The following is a 17,610-nucleotide window of genomic DNA, read 5'->3' as shown; positions in this document are numbered from 1 at the left end:
CCAATTCCAGTGTCCTGCCGCCGCCGTCACGCGGTGTCGAACATGCCGGTTTCGGCGGATGGCGAATGCAGGAAACTGGCGCGCGGCCAGCCGACGGAGACGACCGCGCCTTCGCCCGGCCCGTTCGAATTGTTGAATGTCAAGGTCGCGCCCGAGCGTTCTAGCAGGGTCTTGGCGATGAACAGGCCAAGGCCGAGGCCGCCGCCGGGCTCCGCGCCCTGCCGCGTCGACATATAGGGCTCGCCGATGCGGTCGATGATTTCGGCGGGAATGCCCGGTCCGTCGTCGGTGATGGAGAAGTTGACGCTTGTGTCGTTCCAGTTCCAGCGGATGGTGACCTTCGTGCTGGCGAAATCCACCGCGTTCTCGACCAGATTGCCGAGGCCGTAGAGCACGCCGGGGTTGCGTCGCCCGACCGGCTCCGGCCCGATCCGTTCGCCCGGCAGCAGGGTGATCGAGATGCCGAAGTCGCGATGCGGCGCGATCACCTCCTCGACCAGAGAGGTCAGCGGCAGTTTCGAAAGCTGCGGCTCGCCTTCTGACGACAGGCTGGTCAACCGCTTGAGGATCTCGCGGCAGCGCTCGCTTTGCGAACGCAGCAAGGTGACGTCCTCGCGGTATTTCGAGTCCGTGCCGAGCGCCTTTTCCATCTCCTTGGCGACGAGCGCGATGGTGGCGAGCGGCGTGCCCAGTTCATGCGCCGCCGCCGCCGCCAGCCCGTCGAGCGCCGACAGATGCTGTTCGCGCTGCAGCACCAGTTCGGTGGCCGCCAGCGCATTGGCGAGCAGGCGGGCTTCCTCGGCAACGCGAAAAGCGTAGATGGCAGTGAACGAGATCGACGAGAACAGCGCCATCCACATGCCCGCGACATAGACGAACGGCAGGGCAAGCTGCGCGCCCGAGGTCCAGGGCAGCGGCTGATGAAAGAACACCAGCAGCGTCGCCGTCCCCATCGCCAGCACGCAAAGCAGCGCGGTGAGGCGCAGCGGCAGGGAGGCCGCCGAAATGACCACAGGTACCGTCATCAGCAGCGAGAACGGGTTGGTGAGGCCGCCGGTCATGTATAGCAGGCCGGCGAGCTGCAGACTGTCGAAAACCAGGATCGCCAGGGCGGCCAGCGGCTTCAGCCGGTGGGCGGCCGGAAAGCGCAGCGCGAGGATGACGTTGAGCCAGGCCGACGAGGCGATGAAGGCGAAGCACAGGCCGACCGGCAGCGGAAACTGCAAGCCATAGGCGACGATGATGACGGTGACGCTCTGGCCGACAATGGCAAGCCAGCGCAGCCGGATCAGCGTGTTTAGGCGCAGCCGCTGGCTCTGCCGGAAATCGGGCGCGTGCTGGAAAGCGTTCATTTGCTGCCTTTACAGCCGCGCGGCGAAAAATTCTAGCTACCACGCGGCTTGGCGCGGCTGGTCGGCGGTGCAAGCAGCGGGTTTTCCGGCCAGACATGCCTGGGATAACGGCCGCGCATGTCGGCGCGCACATCCGCCCACGAGCCGCGCCAGAAGCCGGGCAGGTCGCGCGTCGTCTGGATCGGCCGATGCGCCGGGGACAAGAGTTCCACCGTCAGCGGCACGGTGCCGCCGGCAATCGAAGGGTGGCGGTCCAGCCCGAACAGTTCCTGCACCCGGATCGCCAGCACCGGGCCTTCCTCGTCGTAGCGGATGGGGACGCGGCTACCCGAGGGAGCGTCGAAATGGGTCGGCGCGAGCGCCTCGATCTTGCGTTGCAGATCGTGCGGTACCAGCGAGACAAGCCCTGCGGAAATCGTGCTCGCGTCGATGGTGGCAAAGGCGGCGGCACCGGTCAGGAACGGTTCGAGCCATTCTTCGAGGTTTTCGAGCAGCGCTGCGTCCGAAACCTCGGGCCACGGCGTGCCAAGCCCGCGATGGAGCCAGGAAAGCCGCCGCCGCAAAATCTCCGCTTGCCTACTCCACGGCAGCAGGGCAAGCCCGTGTTCGCGCAGCGCATCGATGATGGCGCGGTCCGCATCCGCGCCGGAAGGGGCCGGCAGCATGCGTTCGGAAAGCGTGATCGCACCCAGCCGGACGGTTTCGCGCACGCGCACGGCGCGACGGTCGGGATCGAATAGCGTTTCGCGGCGCGTTTCGATCCTGTCGCCCACGGCGGCACGGATATCGGCTTCGTCGATGGCGGCCGCCGCCGTGATACGGGCGTTCTGCGCCTTGCCGGTCAGGTCCGCCACCACCAGAAACGCCTCGCCCGCCAGCGGATCGGCCGGGTCGAGCGCCGCACCCGAGCCGTTGGCCAGCACGAAGCGCCCGCGCGTCCCCCGCGCCTTGGCGATGCGGTCCGGCCACGCATGCAGAAGCAGCGCGCCGCTGTTTTTCTCTCCCGTGCGGTGAGGATCGACGCGGGGCGAAATGCTGCGCGCCAGCTTTTCGGCCAACTGCCTTGCCGCATTGGCGCGGGGCGACTTCTCGTTGCGAAACCGCATCAGCCGCCGTTCGAGATCGACGCCGTCGCCACCAAGACCGCGCTCGGTCAAAAGCACGGCAAGTTGAGCGGCATCCCGTGCGTGTCCGGTCTTGGCTGCTTCGGCCACCATATGCGCCAGCCGCACCGGCAGCGCCAGGCGGCGCATGCTCCTGCCCTGTTCGGTCAGCCGTCCGGCATCGTCGATAGCATGCAGCGCCCGCAGCAGCGTTCTTGCCTCGGCAAGTGCCGGCGCGGGCGGCGGATCGAGGAAGGAAAGCGTGGCCGGATCGGCTACGCCGAAGGCGGCACAGTCCAGCACCAGCCCGGAAAGGTCGGCTTCCAGGATTTCGGGCGGCGTGAAAGCCGGCAGTGCCGCCGTCTGCTCGGCCCGCCACAGGCGGATCGCCACGCCCGCCTGCGTGCGCCCCGCGCGGCCGGCGCGCTGGTCGGCGGAAGCCCGGCTTGCGCGCACCGTTTCCAGCCGGGTCAAGCCGCTTGCCGGCTCGAAGCGCGGCAGCCGCGACAGGCCGCTGTCGATGACGACGCGCACGCCGTCGATGGTGATGGAGGTTTCGGCAATCGAGGTCGCCAGCACCACCTTGCGCTGGCCGGCCGGCGACGGCTTGATGGCGGCGTCCTGCGCCTTGCCGTCGAGCAGGCCGTAGAGCGGCACAATGACGGTATCGGCTGCGAGCCTTCCTTCCAGCCGCTCGGCCGTGCGCAAAATTTCGCGCTGGCCGGGCAGGAAAGCGAGAATGCTGCCGGTTTCATCGGCCAGAGCGGCCCGGATCGCCCTCGCCATGGCGTCCTCGACCGGCATGCCCGCCGGGCGCTCCTGGTAGCGGATGTCGACCGGAAAGGCGCGGCCCTGGCTTTTGATCACCGGCGCATCCGAAAGCAGCCTCGCCACGCGCGCGCCGTCTAGCGTCGCCGACATTACCAGCAGGCGCAAATCCGGCCGCAGCGCGCCCTGCACGTCGAGCGCCAGCGCCAGCCCGAAATCGCCGTCCAGCGAGCGTTCGTGGAATTCGTCGAACAGCACGGCGGCGATGCCCGGCAATTCGGGATCGTCGAGGATCATGCGCGAAAACACGCCTTCCGTGACGACGAGGATTTTCGTGCGCGCCGAAGTGCGGTTTTCCATGCGCATGGCGTAGCCGACCGTTTCGCCGGGCTCCTCGCCGAGCAGCGACGCCATGCGCCGCGCGGCTGCACGCGCGGCAAGGCGGCGGGGTTCGAGCAGGATTATCTTGCCGTCGCCACGCCACGGGGCGTCGAGCAGCGCCAGCGGCACCAGCGTGGTCTTGCCTGCACCGGGCGGCGCGACCAGCACGGCGGCGTTGCCGGCCGCAAGCGCCTCGCCCAGCGCCGGCAGCGCGGCCGATACCGGCAGGACGGGCAAATTCCGGGACGTCACCTTGCCTCGCATGGTTGAGCAGCGCTTAAAATCATACGCTTGCGCATATCAGGGGCGACGGGCGATGCACAACCGGGCTGCAAGCATGGCTGCTCAAAACCGCCGGCTGACGAAGGGCGAGCCGGCCAGCCCGAAGCGCCATGGCATTTCAGCGGCGCGGGTGATGCCGATGCGCGGGCCGACAGCGACGCTTGCCGGCTCCGTCGCTAGTTTCAGCATGAAGGGCGGCTGGTCCAACGGAAGCCCGTCCATCGAGGCGTCGACATCGAGCGCCTGGCACAACCGCCCCGGCCCTGAGCATAACAGGCGCGGCCTATCGGTGTTGCGGCGCGAGGCCATGGCGTCGAGGTCGGCGGTCGGCTCAACCGCGCGAATGAGAACGGCATGGCCGGGCAGGCAGACGAAGTTCAGGCACCAATGGATGCCGTAAGAGCGGTAGACATAGGCGTGAGCCGGCGGCCCGAACATCGCCCGGTTTCGCTTCGTCGGCCCGCGAAAGGCATGCGAGGCCGGATCGTCGGGCTCATAGGCCTCCGTTTCGACGATAGCGCCGCCGACGCCGTCGATGAGCAGCATCGCGCCGATCAGTTCCTTTGCAACGGCCAGCGCCGGTCTGGAGAAGAATGCCGTCAACGCCATCGCTTGCCCTTCGATCTCTGAAACGGAAACGCGACGGTTCTCGTTCATGCGGCCCTGTCCTGCAAGCCGGCTGGCGCATTTGCGCCGAAGCGGCTGCCAGGTTCAGGAGGCGCTTTCCAGCTTTTCCTCGGCTGTGGCGGCTGCCGGCGCCGCCGGCAGCCGCACGCGGAAGGCAGCACCGCCGCCCTTGGCGTCCTCGACCCAGATGCGCCCGCCATGCTGGGTAATGATGCGTTGCGAGATGGCCAGCCCGAGGCCGGCGCCATGCGGCTTTTCGCTCATCGTGTCGCCGAGCTGGCGGAAGCGTTCGAAAACGATCTCGCGATCGGCGGCGCGGATGCCGGGGCCGTTGTCGCTGACCGAGATTTCGAATTCCCGGCCGGCGCGGTGAAGCCGCAGCGTCGCCAGCCCGCCGTCGGCCGGCGAAAACTTCGCCGCATTGCCGAGCAGGTTGATGACCACCTGAACGAGCCGGTCGCGGTCACCCATAACCAGCGCCGGATCGGCCTCGATGCGCAGCGCCAGTTCGACATTGCTCGTCGCGAATACCTGATACATGGCGGCCGTCGATTCGCGGATGACGCCGGCTAGGTCGACGACCGTTCTTTGCGCTGGAATGGCCCCCGTCGCTTCGATCTTGGACAGGTCGAGCAACTGGTTGATGAGCCGGGACAGGCGCTCGGATTCGGTGACGACGATGCGCAGGAATTCGTTCCGCTCCTCGTCCGGCAGGCCGGGATGGTCGCGCAAGATTTCGGAAAAGGCGCGGATCGAGGCGAGCGGCGTGCGCAGTTCATGGTTCACGGTGGCGACGAAATCGTCCTTCAGCCGATCCAGAACCTGAAGCTGGGCATTGGCCTCCGTCAGTTCGTCGGTGGCTGCCTCCAGCGCGCGGGACTTGTCCTCCAACTGCCTGTTGGCCTCGATGATGCGCGACGTCTCGTCCAGGATGCGCATCATCTCGTCGACGCCGAGTTGCTCTTCCTCGACGATGGCGCTGACCAGGACGCGCGCCGAAGCCGCGCCGATGACGCCGGCCAGCAGTCTTTCGTAAAACAGCACGGTTTCGGCGTCGGCCAGCACGGCGGTGGCCGGATCGAGGCCACGCGCATGCGCCCAGCTGGCAAAGGCCGCCGCCGCCTTCTCGCGGCCGAGGAAGCGCGATACCAGCGACATCAGGTCGGGAACGCGCGCCGTGCGCCGCCAGATTTGCGCCACCCCTTCGACATGCTCCGTATCCACGAACAGGGCGGCGCGCGCCTGCTCCATCGGGCTCTGGCGGCCCATCACGGAAACGACTAGGAAGGCGCCGATATTGGCCAGCAGCGACCAGAACGCGCTGTGCGTGACGGGATCCAGCCCGGCGAGGCCGAACAACGCATAGGGCTTCAGCAACACCGCGCCGAACGGACCGTCGGCGATGAAATTGATTTCGAGCGCGCCGGAGCGGGCAAAGGACGGCAACAGCAGCGTATAGAACCAGACCAGCACACCGGCCGAAATGCCGGCGAACGCGCCGGCCTTGCTGGCCCCTCGCCAGAACAGGCCGCCGACGATGGCGGGCGCGAACTGCGCCACCGCCACGAACGACATCAGGCCGATGGAAACCAGCGCGAACTGGGCGCTGTCGTGGCGCATGTAGAAATAGCCGAGCGCCATCACCGCGATCATGACGATGCGGCGCACCCATAACAGCAGGCGCGTCAGATCGGCTTTCTGCGCCAGGCCGAGCGCCTTGACGCGCAGCAGCGCCGGCATCACCACGTCGTTGCACACCATCAGGCTGAGCGCCGTGGTTTCAACCACCACCATGCTGGCCGAGGCTGAAAGCCCGCCGAGAAACGCAATCAGCGCCAGGAAAGGCTGGCCCGTCGCCAGCGGCAGCGCCAGCACCAGATTGTCCGGATCGGTATCGATGGGCAAAAGCATGCGCCCGGCAATGGCGATGGGCAGCACGAACAGGTTGATGGCCAGCAGATAGAGCGGGAATAGCCAGAGTGCGCGGTTGAGGTGGCGCTCATCCACATTCTCGACCACCATCACCTGAAACTGGCGCGGCAGGCAGAACACCGCCAGCATCGCCAGCAGCGTCATGGCGATCCAGTTGTAGCCATAGCGGTCGGGCGTGTATTCGAAGATGGCGCTGATCTCCGGCCGCGCCAGCGCCTGATCAAAGAGATCGCCGAAACCGTTGAACAGGCCATAGCCGACGAACAGGCCGATGGCGGTCAGGCAGACGAACTTCAGGATGGATTCGAGCGCGATGGCGACCATCATGCCGGGATGGTGTTCGCCCGGATGGATGCTGCGGCTGCCGAACAGCATGGCGAAGACAGTCAGCACGATGGCCGCCCACAGTGCGCCGTCGGCCAAAAGCGGCTGCATCATCGGGTGCGCCGCCTCGCCGCTCTGGCTGAGTGCCGCAAAGCCGCTCGATATGGATTTGAGCTGCAGCGCGATATAGGGCACCAGCCCGATCACGGCGATGATGGTGACAAGGGCCGCCAGCCCACCGCTGTTGAAGCGCGCGCCGATGAGATCGGCGATCGAGGTGATGCGGTTGGCCTGGCTGACCCGCAGGATCTTCCGGATCAGCACCGGGCCTAGCAGGAAGGCCAGCGTCGGCCCGAGATAGATCGGCAGGAAGTCGAGGCCCGACTGCGAGGCGCGGCCGACGCCGCCGTTGAAGGTCCAGGAGCTGCAATAGACCGCCAGCGAAAGCGTGTAGACGAGGCTGGAACCGGTCAGCCGCGACACGCGGCCGGTGCTGTGCTCGACCAGATAGGCGACCGCGAACAGCAGCATCAGATAGACGACGGCGGCCGCGATGATGAATTGCTGGCTCATGGCCGGCCGCCGTCCCTGTCGCGTCCCGGCGGCGATCCGCCGCCGCGCTCGACGACCAGGGCGGTCAACGCGATCAGCGCGGCCCAGACGCCGAAGAGATAGAGATAGAGCGCAGGCCAGCCGAACAGCGTTCCGCCGACCAGATTGAGGATGGGCGGGTTGAACAGCACGAAGGCGACGATGAACAGGCCGACCAGCCGGTCGCGCTTTGCTGTCCGGCGAAGCATTTTCGCGCGCCCTATGCTTCGGAAGGAGTGGCGGCGGCTACCCGCCGCGGACTGGCGCAAAGCACGTCCGCCACGCAGGCAACCACGTCGCCGATCGCGAAAGGCTTGCTGATATAGGCGTCCGCCCCCAGCGCCAGACCGGCGATCTGGTCGGCTTCGCGCCCCTTGGCCGTCAGCATGATGATGCGCACGCCGTCATAGGCGCGGCTTGCCCGCAGCGTGCGGCAGACATCGTAGCCATTGGCCTTGGGCATCATCAGGTCGAGCAACAAGAGATCGGGGACCGCCAGCGCGATGGCGTCCAGCGTCTCCTGGCCATCGGTTGCCGTGCGTACGTCATGGCCTTCCCGCCGCATGAGATAACTCAAGGCAAGCAGGATGTTGGGGTCGTCGTCGGCGATCAGGACCGAGGCCGACATGCGTTGCTGTCCTCCCGAATAGACTGCAAAGTTAGTAGCCCTCTTGTGTTTGGCCGGCAAGACTAGCACAAATGTCGACCACTGCATCCGGGGCGCAGCGACATGATGAATGGGGCCGGCAAGCTGACCAACGGCGCGACGCCTGACGAGAACAATGATCTGTCCGGCCTGTCGCAGGCGCGGATACTCGTTGTCGACGACGATCGCGACCTGACCGGCCTTGTGCGGCGCGAATTGGTCGCGCTCGGCTTTACGGTCGATGTGGTGGAACTTGCGGGCGACGCGCTGCTTGCCGCCCGCAACACCGCCTATGCGCTGATGATCGTGGACCTGGGCCTGCCGGACCGCGACGGGCTGGAACTGGTGCGCGATCTGCGCAGCCGCCTGATCGAGACGCCGATCCTGGTGCTGACCGCCCGCAACCGCGTCGAGGACCGGGTCAGCGGCCTGTCGCGCGGCGCCGACGACTATCTGGTCAAACCCTTCGCCGTGCCGGAGTTGCGGGCCAGGGTCACGGCCCTTTTGCGCCGCCCCTCGCGGATGAAGGGAAACCATTTGTCGGTCGCCAATATCGTCGTGGACCGCGATTCGCTGGAAGCCGTCATCGACGGCGACAGCCTGCCGCTGGCGCTCAAGCAATTCCAGTTGCTGGAGCTTCTGGTGCGCCGCAAGAACCATGTCACCCCGAAGCGGATGATCGAGGAAACGCTGTACGGCTTCAACGACGAGGTTTCGACCAACACGATCGAGGCGCAGGTCTACAAGCTGCGGCAGGCGCTTCGCGCGGCAGGTGCTGAAGCGACCATCGAGACGCGCCGGGGGATCGGCTACCGGCTGGTGGAAACGAAGCCGGACACGGCCTGATGGCGCACCCGGCGGATGCCGCGCGCATCGACCTCGCGGCGCTGGACCCGGACGGAACCTTCCCCGCCCGGCTGGAAGGCGACCGGGCGACGCTTTTCAACCATGCGCGCGACCTGTGGGATCTGGAGGCTGAAGCGCTAGAAACGCGGCTGAAGCAGATCGCCACGCTTGCCCACCGGCTCGGCGGCGCGGCGGGCACCTTCGGTTTTGGCGCGATCGGCGGTGCGGCGCTCGCGCTAGAAGACACGATCGTCGACCCGCCACCCGGCAGGAAGCCGGCGCACCGGCGCGCCGCCATCGCCCGCGCAATCGGATCGCTCCTGCGCGAACTGGACGCGGGTTTGGCCAATCCCTAAAGCGCGTCGCGATCTTTCAGATTCGCTGTGCTTTAGATCGTTGTTTTCTCGCATGTCTTTGCCCCGAAACCGGTTCCCACTTTCGGGAGACATGCTTTAGGCGCTCGCGGTTCGGTTGCCGAAGCGGTGGCTGCGACCGGGCGGAGCCGGGGCGCTCACACGCCGAGATAGCGGCTGAGGATGGCCGGCGTCGCTTTGAGGTCCTGCGGGGTGCCGTCGAAGACGATGTGGCCGTTGTTGAGGATGTAGGCGCGGTTGGCGATGGAGAGTGCTGCCGCGATGTTCTGCTCGACGATGACGATCGTCTGCCCCTCCTCCGCCAGCTTCTTGCAAACGGCCAGAAGGTCGCGAACGATGATCGGCGCCAGCCCTTCGAACGGCTCGTCGAGGAGAATTACCTTCGGGTCGCGGATCAAGGCGCGGGCGATGGCCAGCATCTGCTGCTCGCCGCCGGAAAGGTCGGTGCCGCGGCTGGTGCGGCGCTCCTTGAGGCGCGGGAGCATTTCGTAGATGCGCTCCAGCGGCCATCTGGTCTTGGCGGTCAACCCGGCCAGCGTCAGGTTGTCCTCGACATTGAGGCTGCCGAAGATGCGGCGGTCCTCATGCACAAGCTGCATGCCCGCCAGCGCGATGACATGGCTTTTCTTGCCGGCAATCTCCGCGCCGTCGAATTTCACCGAGCCGGATTTCGGCGTCAGCACGCCCATCAGGCTTTTCAGCGTGGTGCTTTTGCCGGCGCCGTTGCGCCCCAGCAGCGCCACCACCTCATTGCGCTCGACATGCATCGACACGTCGAACAGGATATGGCTGTCGCCGTAATAGCTGTTGAGCCCTGCGACCTCTAGAAGACTCATTCGAACACCCCGCGCATGCCGCCGAGATAGGCTTCCTGCACCTTTTCATTGCTCTTGATTTCGTCCGGCGTGCCTTCCACCAGCACCTCGCCTTCCTGAAGCACGGTGACCTTGTCGACCAGTTCGAACAGCGAATCCATGTCATGGTCGATGACGACCATGGTACGTCCCGCGCTGATCGCCTTCAACAGCGCCACCGTCTCGACGCGCTCGCGCGGGCTCATGCCGGCAAGCGGCTCGTCCAGCAAAAGCAGGCTCGGCGAGGACGCCAGCGCCAGGCCGATTTCCAGCCGACGCTTTTCGCCATAGGCCAGGTCCGACACCGGCGTATCGACGCGGCCGGTCAGGTTGATCAGTTCCAGCGTGTGTTCGACCTGCTCGTCAAGCTCCGGCATGTTGTTCATGTTGCGGAACAGATCGAGCTTGAAGGGGCCGCGCAATTCGGCCAGCGCCGCAACGGTGACGTTTTCGCGCACCGTCAGCCGGTTGAACAACTGGTTGACCTGATAGCTCTTGGTCAGGCCGAGCTGGCACACGTCTGTGACCGACATGCCGGTAATGTCGCGGCCCTCGAAGACGATCTTGCCGGAAGAAGGCGCAAGCTCGCAGGTCAGCATCTTGAAGAAGGTCGACTTGCCGGCGCCGTTGGGGCCGATGATGCCTTGCAGCGCACCGTGATCGACGGTGAAGTCGATATTGTTGTTGGCGACGAGGCCGCCGAAGCGCCGGGTCAGGCCGGTTGCCTGCAGGATCGGCCCCGAGGAAACCGCGCCGGCACGATGACGGGTCGGTGCCGCCGCGGTTGCCGGTACGCGCGCCGCCTTCGCTTCCGCCGCCGGGCCGGCGACCAGTTCAGGCATTTCCGCCTGCGGCTCCGCTTTCGTCCGCTGGCCGGTAGCATAGGCGTAGAGGTCGGCGATACCGCCGATCAGCCCACGGCGCAGGAAGCACACCAGAAGCACGAAGACGAGGCCGAGCACGAGCTTCCACGCAGCGCCGAGGCCAAGGGCAGACTGCAAGAAGTCCTGCAGGAACAGCCAGACGGCGGCGCCGAGAAGCGGACCGAACAGCGTGCCGATGCCACCGATGGCGGACTGCATGATGAGCTGGCCCGACGTTTCGAACATGAAGGCGTCCGGCGGCATGAACGCCTGCATCACGCCAAGGCAGCCGCCGGCGAAACCGGCATAGGCGGCGGCGATGACGAAAGCCGTCAGCTTGTAGCTGTGGATGTTGTGGCCGATGGCGGTGGCGCGCAGCGGGTTTTCGCGGATGGCGCGGAAGATGGCGCCGACCGGCGAACGCACGATGCGCAAGGCCAGAACGATGCCGATGAAGTAGCACACCGCCAGGAACTGGTAGAGCGACCAGCCGGTGGTGAAATGCAGCGTCGTGAAGCCGAGATAGAGGCTTGGCGTCGGCACGCCGGGCAGGCCGTTTTCGCCGCCGGTCCAATGGGCCAGCGGATTGAACTCAACGAAGTAGAACACCTCCGCGATCGCCACGGTGATCATGGCGAAATAGATGCCGGTGCGCCTGAGCGCAATCAGGCCGACGAGGTAGCCTACCGCCGCCGCCACGATCATGCCGAGGACCAGCGCCGGTATCACATAGGGGAAGCCGGCGCGGGTCAGGAGATAGGCGGCAAAGAAACCGCCGGTGCCGTAGAAGGCCGACTGGCCGAACGACAACAGGCCGGTGAAGCCGAACAATATGTCGAAGCCGATGCCGAACAGACCCCATACGACGATGCGGTTGACCGTATTCGGCGCAAAGCCGAGATAAGGCAGGATGAACGGCGCGGCGATCAGGCCGATCGCGGTGAGCGCCTCGATAAGATAGGGACGTGCTTTCAACATTGGGCTACCGCGCTCACTCTCTGCCTTGGGCGCCAAGCAACCCGTGAGGGCGCAGCACAAGCACCAGCGTCATCACCGCGAACAGCATGACATAGGCGTAACCCGGGTTGAACATGGAGGTGATGCTGATGATTTCGCCGGCGATCAACCCGCCCAGCACGGCACCGGGGAACGACCCGACACCGCCGATCACCACCACCACGAAAGTTTCGACCAATATATCGTCGCCGATGCCCGGCGTCAGCGAGACGATCGGTGCATTGACGATGCCGGCAAACCCCGCCGCCATGGCGCCGATGCCGAACACGATCATGAACACGCGATGGACGTTGATGCCGAGCGAGGAAACCATCACCGAATCCTCGATGCCGGCGCGCACGATCATGCCGAGGCGGCTGCGATACAGCACGAAGAACAGCGCGAGCAGCGCCACTGCGACGATGCCGACAACCGCCAGCCGATAGGTCGGATAGAACATGAAGCCAAGCGGGGTGATGCCCTGCAGCGCCGGCGGCGGCGGCACCAGCTTGGAGTCGCTCGAAAAGAACAAGCGCACGAGCTCAACAAAAACAATGCCGATGCCGAACGTGACCAGAAGCTGGTCCTCGTGCGGGCGGTCGTAGAAATGACGGATGACGATGCGTTCCATCAGGATGCCGACGATCATCACGAACAGCGATCCGGCAATCACCGCGACGACAAAGGAATCGGTATAGGTGAAAGCGACATAGCCGGCATAGCCGCCGAGCATGAACATGGCGCCATGCGCCAGGTTGAGCACGCCCAGCGTGCCGTAAATGATCGTCAGGCCCGACGAGATCAGCGCCAGAAGCGCGCCGAGCGCCAGCCCGTTGAACAGTTGCGAGACAAAATTAGCCCAATTGACCATGGCGGATTACCGCATCCCCTTCCTCTGAGAAACCCGCCGCCATATCGATGCGGCGGGTGTGTGGCGCGGGCGGCTTGTGCCGTCCGCGCCACGTCGAACCCGTCGTGTCAGGTGTAGTCGCCGAGCTTGCAGCCGAAGGCGTCGGTCGCCTGCATGATCCCTTCACCGGGCACCGTTTCGATGATGTCGTAATAGTCTTCCTTGTTCTTCATGTCGGCTTCCATCTTGCCCTTCACGATGGTGACGGAGCGGACGCACTGATGGTCTTCGGGACGATAGTGCACGTCGCCGGTAAGCGAGGGGATGGTCTCGCCCTTTTCGTACGACTTGATGACGTCCGGCGGATAGAAGCTGCCGGCTTCCTCTACCATCCGCGCCCAGTGGGCGAAGCTGATATAGGCGTTTTCAGCGCCCCATTCCGGCTTGTAGCCGTACTTCGCCTCGAACGTGTCGTTGAACATCTTGGCGAGCGGATACTCGTTCTCCATCGTCCACCAGTATTCGGTGGCCGCATAGACGCCCTGCATGAGACCACCGGTTTCGCGCGCCAGGAACGGTATCTGGTAAGGCACGACGAGCTTCATCTTGTCGAGCACGCCGAACTGCTTGGCCTGCTGGATCGACAGCACCGCGTCGTGACCCCAATTGACGTTGACGAGGACGTCGGCGCCGGAGTTGACGATGTTGAGCAGATAGGACGAGAAGTCCGGCGCGCCGAGCGGCGACACCTGGTTGGTAACGGTCGTCCAGCCGGCTTCCGCCGTCATGTCCTGCATCGATTTGGTGACGGTATGGCCATAGGTATAGTCCGGCGTCATGTAGGCGACCTTGAGGTCCTTGCCGAACTCCTTGGTGATAACCGGCGCGATCGCGGCGGCGGCCGTCTGGCCAAAGAAGTTCTGGCGGAAGCCGTAGCGCACGCAGTCCTTGCCGGTGGTGTCGTTCGAACCGGAGATGCCGCACACGAAAAGAACCTTTTCGCGCTGCGCCAGCTTGTTCAGCGCGACCGCGACGGCGCTCGACGTGCCGCCAGTGATCATCACCGCCTTGTTCTCACTGATGAAACGCTGCTGCGCCTGCACGGCCTCGTTGGGCTTCGCGCCAGAATCGGCGACGCCGAGTTTCACTTCCTTGCCGAGCACGCCCTTGGTGGTCTTGGGCGAGATCGCCTTCATCAGCTCGTGGCCGGAATTCATGTGCTCGACGGCGAGCTGGTAGCCCTTGAGTTCGTCTTCACCCTGCACGGCATAGGTGCCGGTGCGCGGCACGGAAGCGCCGACGAAAACCGAATCCCCTTCCGAGCCGGCAGGCCAGGTCCCGATGGCGGGCTTGTCCTGGCCGAAAGCGGCGCGCGTCAAGCCCATGGGCAGCATGGCACCGCCGGCAAGACCCATGCCGGTCAGCAGCGTCTGGCGGCGTGTCCAGACAGCGGGGCGTTTAATATTATCAGACATTTGGTTTCCTCCCTAGAATTTTCGCCCTGCACGTCGTGCAGGCGCCAGTTCCTTCGCGGGGAGGAATATCCTGATGACCGCAGGCCGGCACGCACAGCGCACCACCTACAGTCAAACCATCCGGATCAGCTCCTCCCACCCGGTCCAGATGACGGAGTAAACGGCACAAAGCTGATCGCTTCCTGAATTCAACCTGACCTGAACCTGACTTGATGCGAATTCACGCCAGCGGCATCGACCCGAAAAGCCGAAACCGGTTTTCGGATCAACCGATGTGCTTCAAGGAGGGACAGGCAGGCGAAAACGCGATGAAGCCGGGGCGGCGCTCCAACTCTTTGGTTTTTAGAAATCCGGGGTTTTGGCAATTCCGGGCGGAAACCGGGCCGCTTTCCTAAACCAGCCCCGCTTTGCGGGCTTCGTCGCGAAGGTTCTGGCGCGGGCGCGGGCCGATCTGCTGGATCACCAGGCCGGCGGCCAGCGAGCCGAGATCGCCGCAGGCCTTCAGGTCGCGGCCTTGGGTGTAGCCGTGCAGGAAGCCGGCGGCGTAGAGATCGCCGGCCCCGGTGGTGTCGACCAGTTCGCCGATGCGGGCCGCCTCGACCATTACCGTCTCGTTGCCGCGCACGATGACCGAGCCGTGCTCGGAGCGGGTGACGGCGGCGAGCTTGCAGTCTTTTCTGATCAGCGCCACGGCGGCGTCGAAGGACTCCGTCTGGTAGAGCGATTTTATCTCATTGCTGTTAGCGAAGACGATGTCGACGGTGCCCGAGCGCATGAGGTCCAGGAACTCGTCGCGGTAGCGGTCGACGCAAAACGAGTCCGACAGCGTCATCGCCACTTCGCGGCTCGAGGCATGTGCGAGTTTGGCCGTCTGGCGGATCGCCTCCTTGGCCAGCGGCGGGTCCCACAGATAGCCCTCGAAATAGGTGACCTTGGCGTTGCTCGCCTTGTCGCCCTCGACGTCGTTGGGGCCAAGCTCGACGCAGGCGCCGAGATAGGTGTTCATCGAACGCTCGCCATCCGGCGTCACGAAGATCATCGAGCGCGCGGTGGGCGGGTCGTTTTCGAGCGGCTTCGTGTCGAAGGCAACGCCATGGGCGCGGATGTCGTGGGTGAAGATACCGCCCAGGTGATCCCTGGCGACCTTGCCGAAATAGGCTGCGCGGCCGCCGAAGGAGGCGATGCCGGCGGCGGTGTTGCCCGCGCTTCCGCCCGACGCCTCGATCGCCGGCCCCATGCGGCTGTAGAGAAGTTCGGCGCGGCGCGCATCGATCAGGTTCATCGCGCCCTTGACGATGCCGTTGGTTTCGAGGAAGGCGTCGTCGCACTGTGCGATGATGTCCACGATGGCATTGCCGATGCAAAGCACGTCATAGTCGGGCATTCATGTCTCCGCCAAAACCCTGAAATCCGCAGGCGGCTTGCCATGCGAGGGGCACGCCTGTCCAGCCGATTGTTTTCTGCAAGACCCTCAGCGCAGCAGAAAGCCGCGCCCCAGCTCATCGTCCGGTTCCAGCGCGAACTCCGCCTTGCCGCTGTAGAAGGCGCGGCCGCCGACGCACGCAACGATGGCTTCGTGCGGACCGGCCACGGTCGTCCTCGCGACAGAGCCGGAAAAGCGCGAACCGACGATGCTCTCGAACTCCCGCGTCTGGCCGATGCCGATCTGGCCTTTGGCGTGCATGGCGGCAAGGCGCGCGGTGACGCCCGAGCCGGTCGGCGAGCGGTCGACCTCGGCATCTGCGAAGACGCAGACATTCTTGGTCGGCTCGTCGGAGAACGCGTCGTTTCCGTCGGTCAGGATGGTGCCGTAGAGAAAGCCGAGGTCGGGATGCGCGAGCGGAAAGCCGGCCTGCAGCGCCTGCGTCAGCGCGGTCGCGGCATCGACGAAATCGCGGGCGCGGCTTTTGCCGAATTCCAGCCCGAACTGCCCGCAATCGGCCAGCGCGTAGAAAGCGCCGCCATAGGCGATGTCGAAGCGGACCGTGCCGATGCCGGGCAGGCCGATTTCCCGGTCGCGGGTAAACAGAAAGGCCGGCACGCTTTCGAACGACACCGCGCCGGCCTTGCCGTCGACGATCTCGACCGAGGCGACGACCAGCCCGCACGGCGCCTCGATGTTGACGACCGTCACCGGCTCTTTTTTCGGGACGATGCCCTGATCGACCGCGTAGCGCCCGAGCGCGATGACGGCATGGCCGCACATGGTGGAATAGCCTTCATTGTGCATGAACAGCACGGCAAGGTCGGAACCCGGCAGATCGGGCTCGACCGGCAGCACGCCATACATATCGTAATGGCCGCGGGGCTCGAACATCAGCATTTTGCGCAGATGGTCGAGACTGTCACGCACATAGGCGCGCTTTTCGAGGATGGTGCCGGCGGGGATCGCCGGATATCCGCTGGTGACGATGCGCACCGGCTCGCCGCCGGTGTGCATGTCGGTCACGGTCAGGACAGACGTCATGCGCCGTCCGTCGAAAACATCTTCTGCAGCCGCGCGAACGCCATGGCGTCGTTGCTGAAGGCGAAGGTGCCTTTCTCCAGCATTTCCTTGGAAGCGCGCTCCAGCATGCCGAAGGTGAAATTGGTCAGCTTCGAACCGAGCGAAATTCGCTTTGCCCCGGCTTGCTCCAGTTCGGCCATCGTGAAACCCGGCACCGCCAGCACATTGACCGGTTTCGAGACCGCCGAACAGATGGCGCGCACGGTCTCAACGTCGGTGATGCCCGGCGCATACAAAACGTCGGCGCCGGCTTTTTCGAAAGCCTGCAGGCGCTTGATCGTATCGTCGAGATCGGGGCGGCCATGAAGGAAATTCTCCGCCCGCGCGGTAAAGACGAAATCGCGTTTCAGCGCCCGCGCGGCCTCGACGGCGGCGGCGACACGCTCGACCGCATGCGAAAAATCGTAGATCGGCTTGCCGTCGTCGCCGGAGAAATCCTCCAGCGAGCAGCCGGCTAGCCCGGCGGCCTCGGCGGCGAAGATGGTTTCGGCGGCGCGTTCGGCGCTGTCGCCCTTGCCGCGTTCGAGATCGGCGGAAACCGGCAGATGAGTGGCGCTGACCAGTTCCTTGCAATGCGCGATCATCGCCTCGAAGCTTATGCCGCCGTCGGGCAGGCCGCGCGAAAAGGCAAAACCCGCGCTGGTGGTGGCGAGCGCCTTGAAGCCGAAGGAAGCCAGAAGCTTTGCCGTGCCGATGTCCCACGGGTTGGGAATAATGAAGGTCGAAGCATGAAGATCGCGAAAAATCGTGCCCTTGTCCATGGAAGCATCACCCTTGTCCGAGCGGAAACAGGAACTGAGCCTACCCCCTCGCTGCGTGGTGGGCAAACAGATGTGATTG

General features: G+C 65.2%; 15 protein-coding genes. 2 read left to right on the top strand and 13 right to left on the bottom strand.

Annotated features, from left to right (window positions below; all coding sequences use genetic code 11):
• Positions 1–26: 26 nt before the first annotated feature.
• The 6 genes from ACX3P0_RS11030 to ACX3P0_RS11005 all read right to left on the bottom strand — a co-directional run bounded on the left by ACX3P0_RS11030 (position 27) and on the right by ACX3P0_RS11005 (position 7,988).
• Positions 27–1,352 carry an ActS/PrrB/RegB family redox-sensitive histidine kinase gene (locus tag ACX3P0_RS11030; protein ID WP_459079115.1) on the bottom strand — a complete coding sequence of 442 codons (1,326 nt, stop codon included), beginning with the start codon at positions 1,350–1,352 and terminating at the stop codon, positions 27–29.
• 32 nt (positions 1,353–1,384) lie between these two features.
• Positions 1,385–3,868: an ATP-dependent helicase HrpB gene (gene hrpB, locus ACX3P0_RS11025; RefSeq protein ID WP_459088427.1), complete on the bottom strand. Its 2,484-nt coding sequence runs from the start codon at positions 3,866–3,868 to the stop codon at positions 1,385–1,387.
• An 81-nt stretch (positions 3,869–3,949) separates the two neighbouring features.
• Complete coding sequence (locus tag ACX3P0_RS11020) at positions 3,950–4,495, bottom strand: DNA-3-methyladenine glycosylase (RefSeq protein WP_459088741.1); 546 nt, start codon at positions 4,493–4,495, stop codon at positions 3,950–3,952.
• A gap of 102 nt (positions 4,496–4,597) precedes the next feature.
• Entirely contained in the window at positions 4,598–7,342 is a 2,745-nt protein-coding gene (locus tag ACX3P0_RS11015) for a sodium:solute symporter family transporter (protein ID WP_459088425.1), read from the bottom strand.
• Complete coding sequence (locus tag ACX3P0_RS11010) at positions 7,339–7,569, bottom strand: hypothetical protein (protein ID WP_459079111.1); 231 nt, start codon at positions 7,567–7,569, stop codon at positions 7,339–7,341. The genes ACX3P0_RS11015 and ACX3P0_RS11010 overlap by 4 nt, the downstream gene beginning before the upstream one ends.
• A gap of 11 nt (positions 7,570–7,580) precedes the next feature.
• The gene (locus ACX3P0_RS11005; protein ID WP_459079110.1) at positions 7,581–7,988 is read right to left on the bottom strand and encodes a response regulator; all 408 of its coding nucleotides are present in this window, start codon (positions 7,986–7,988) and stop codon (positions 7,581–7,583) included.
• Between the two features lie 102 nt (positions 7,989–8,090).
• Here ACX3P0_RS11005 and ACX3P0_RS11000 point away from each other — a divergent pair, with 102 nt between their 5' ends.
• Both ACX3P0_RS11000 and ACX3P0_RS10995 read left to right on the top strand, forming a co-directional pair.
• On the top strand, positions 8,091–8,852 hold the full coding sequence (locus ACX3P0_RS11000; RefSeq protein ID WP_459088423.1) for a response regulator transcription factor: 762 nt from the start codon (positions 8,091–8,093) through the stop codon (positions 8,850–8,852).
• Complete coding sequence (locus tag ACX3P0_RS10995) at positions 8,852–9,208, top strand: Hpt domain-containing protein (protein ID WP_459088421.1); 357 nt, start codon at positions 8,852–8,854, stop codon at positions 9,206–9,208. The genes ACX3P0_RS11000 and ACX3P0_RS10995 overlap by 1 nt, the downstream gene beginning before the upstream one ends.
• Positions 9,209–9,363: 155 nt before the next feature.
• Here the strand turns inward: ACX3P0_RS10995 and ACX3P0_RS10990 are convergent, their stop codons facing one another.
• The 7 genes from ACX3P0_RS10990 to ACX3P0_RS10960 form a co-directional block, all read right to left on the bottom strand.
• Positions 9,364–10,062: an ABC transporter ATP-binding protein gene (locus tag ACX3P0_RS10990; RefSeq protein ID WP_459088417.1), complete on the bottom strand. Its 699-nt coding sequence runs from the start codon at positions 10,060–10,062 to the stop codon at positions 9,364–9,366.
• Positions 10,059–11,921, bottom strand: a complete 1,863-nt coding sequence (locus ACX3P0_RS10985) for a branched-chain amino acid ABC transporter ATP-binding protein/permease (RefSeq protein ID WP_459088415.1) — start codon at positions 11,919–11,921, stop codon at positions 10,059–10,061. Before ACX3P0_RS10985 ends, ACX3P0_RS10990 begins: the two co-directional genes overlap by 4 nt.
• A gap of 13 nt (positions 11,922–11,934) precedes the next feature.
• Positions 11,935–12,810 (bottom strand): branched-chain amino acid ABC transporter permease, encoded by an 876-nt coding sequence (locus ACX3P0_RS10980; RefSeq protein WP_459079105.1) that lies wholly within the window; start codon positions 12,808–12,810, stop codon positions 11,935–11,937.
• 107 nt (positions 12,811–12,917) lie between these two features.
• Complete coding sequence (locus ACX3P0_RS10975) at positions 12,918–14,264, bottom strand: substrate-binding protein (RefSeq protein WP_459079104.1); 1,347 nt, start codon at positions 14,262–14,264, stop codon at positions 12,918–12,920.
• 391 nt (positions 14,265–14,655) lie between these two features.
• Entirely contained in the window at positions 14,656–15,648 is a 993-nt protein-coding gene (locus tag ACX3P0_RS10970) for an adenosine kinase (RefSeq protein ID WP_459088413.1), read from the bottom strand.
• 87 nt (positions 15,649–15,735) lie between these two features.
• Entirely contained in the window at positions 15,736–16,731 is a 996-nt protein-coding gene (locus ACX3P0_RS10965) for a proline racemase family protein (RefSeq protein WP_459088411.1), read from the bottom strand.
• On the bottom strand, positions 16,728–17,531 hold the full coding sequence (locus tag ACX3P0_RS10960; protein WP_459079101.1) for an isocitrate lyase/PEP mutase family protein: 804 nt from the start codon (positions 17,529–17,531) through the stop codon (positions 16,728–16,730). Before ACX3P0_RS10960 ends, ACX3P0_RS10965 begins: the two co-directional genes overlap by 4 nt.
• Between the last annotated feature and the right edge of the window lie 79 nt (positions 17,532–17,610).

Source organism: Mesorhizobium sp. A556, from assembly GCF_054489545.1.
The sequence above is the reverse complement of the archived record's forward strand: the minus strand, read 5'-3'. Positions and strand labels throughout refer to the sequence as shown.

What these genes read in the sequence shown, in the direction of transcription:
- ACX3P0_RS11030 (WP_459079115.1), bottom strand. Translation starts at nt 1,352, where the DNA reads ATGAACGCTTTCCAGCACGCGCCCGATTTCCGGCAGAGCCAGCGGCTG.
- hrpB (WP_459088427.1), bottom strand. Translation starts at nt 3,868, where the DNA reads ATGCGAGGCAAGGTGACGTCCCGGAATTTGCCCGTCCTGCCGGTATCG.
- ACX3P0_RS11020 (WP_459088741.1), bottom strand. Translation starts at nt 4,495, where the DNA reads ATGGCGTTGACGGCATTCTTCTCCAGACCGGCGCTGGCCGTTGCAAAG.
- ACX3P0_RS11015 (WP_459088425.1), bottom strand. Translation starts at nt 7,342, where the DNA reads ATGAGCCAGCAATTCATCATCGCGGCCGCCGTCGTCTATCTGATGCTG.
- ACX3P0_RS11010 (WP_459079111.1), bottom strand. Translation starts at nt 7,569, where the DNA reads ATGCTTCGCCGGACAGCAAAGCGCGACCGGCTGGTCGGCCTGTTCATC.
- ACX3P0_RS11005 (WP_459079110.1), bottom strand. Translation starts at nt 7,988, where the DNA reads ATGTCGGCCTCGGTCCTGATCGCCGACGACGACCCCAACATCCTGCTT.
- ACX3P0_RS11000 (WP_459088423.1), top strand. Translation starts at nt 8,091, where the DNA reads ATGATGAATGGGGCCGGCAAGCTGACCAACGGCGCGACGCCTGACGAG.
- ACX3P0_RS10995 (WP_459088421.1), top strand. Translation starts at nt 8,852, where the DNA reads ATGGCGCACCCGGCGGATGCCGCGCGCATCGACCTCGCGGCGCTGGAC.
- ACX3P0_RS10990 (WP_459088417.1), bottom strand. Translation starts at nt 10,062, where the DNA reads ATGAGTCTTCTAGAGGTCGCAGGGCTCAACAGCTATTACGGCGACAGC.
- ACX3P0_RS10985 (WP_459088415.1), bottom strand. Translation starts at nt 11,921, where the DNA reads ATGTTGAAAGCACGTCCCTATCTTATCGAGGCGCTCACCGCGATCGGC.
- ACX3P0_RS10980 (WP_459079105.1), bottom strand. Translation starts at nt 12,810, where the DNA reads ATGGTCAATTGGGCTAATTTTGTCTCGCAACTGTTCAACGGGCTGGCG.
- ACX3P0_RS10975 (WP_459079104.1), bottom strand. Translation starts at nt 14,264, where the DNA reads ATGTCTGATAATATTAAACGCCCCGCTGTCTGGACACGCCGCCAGACG.
- ACX3P0_RS10970 (WP_459088413.1), bottom strand. Translation starts at nt 15,648, where the DNA reads ATGCCCGACTATGACGTGCTTTGCATCGGCAATGCCATCGTGGACATC.
- ACX3P0_RS10965 (WP_459088411.1), bottom strand. Translation starts at nt 16,731, where the DNA reads ATGACGTCTGTCCTGACCGTGACCGACATGCACACCGGCGGCGAGCCG.
- ACX3P0_RS10960 (WP_459079101.1), bottom strand. Translation starts at nt 17,531, where the DNA reads ATGGACAAGGGCACGATTTTTCGCGATCTTCATGCTTCGACCTTCATT.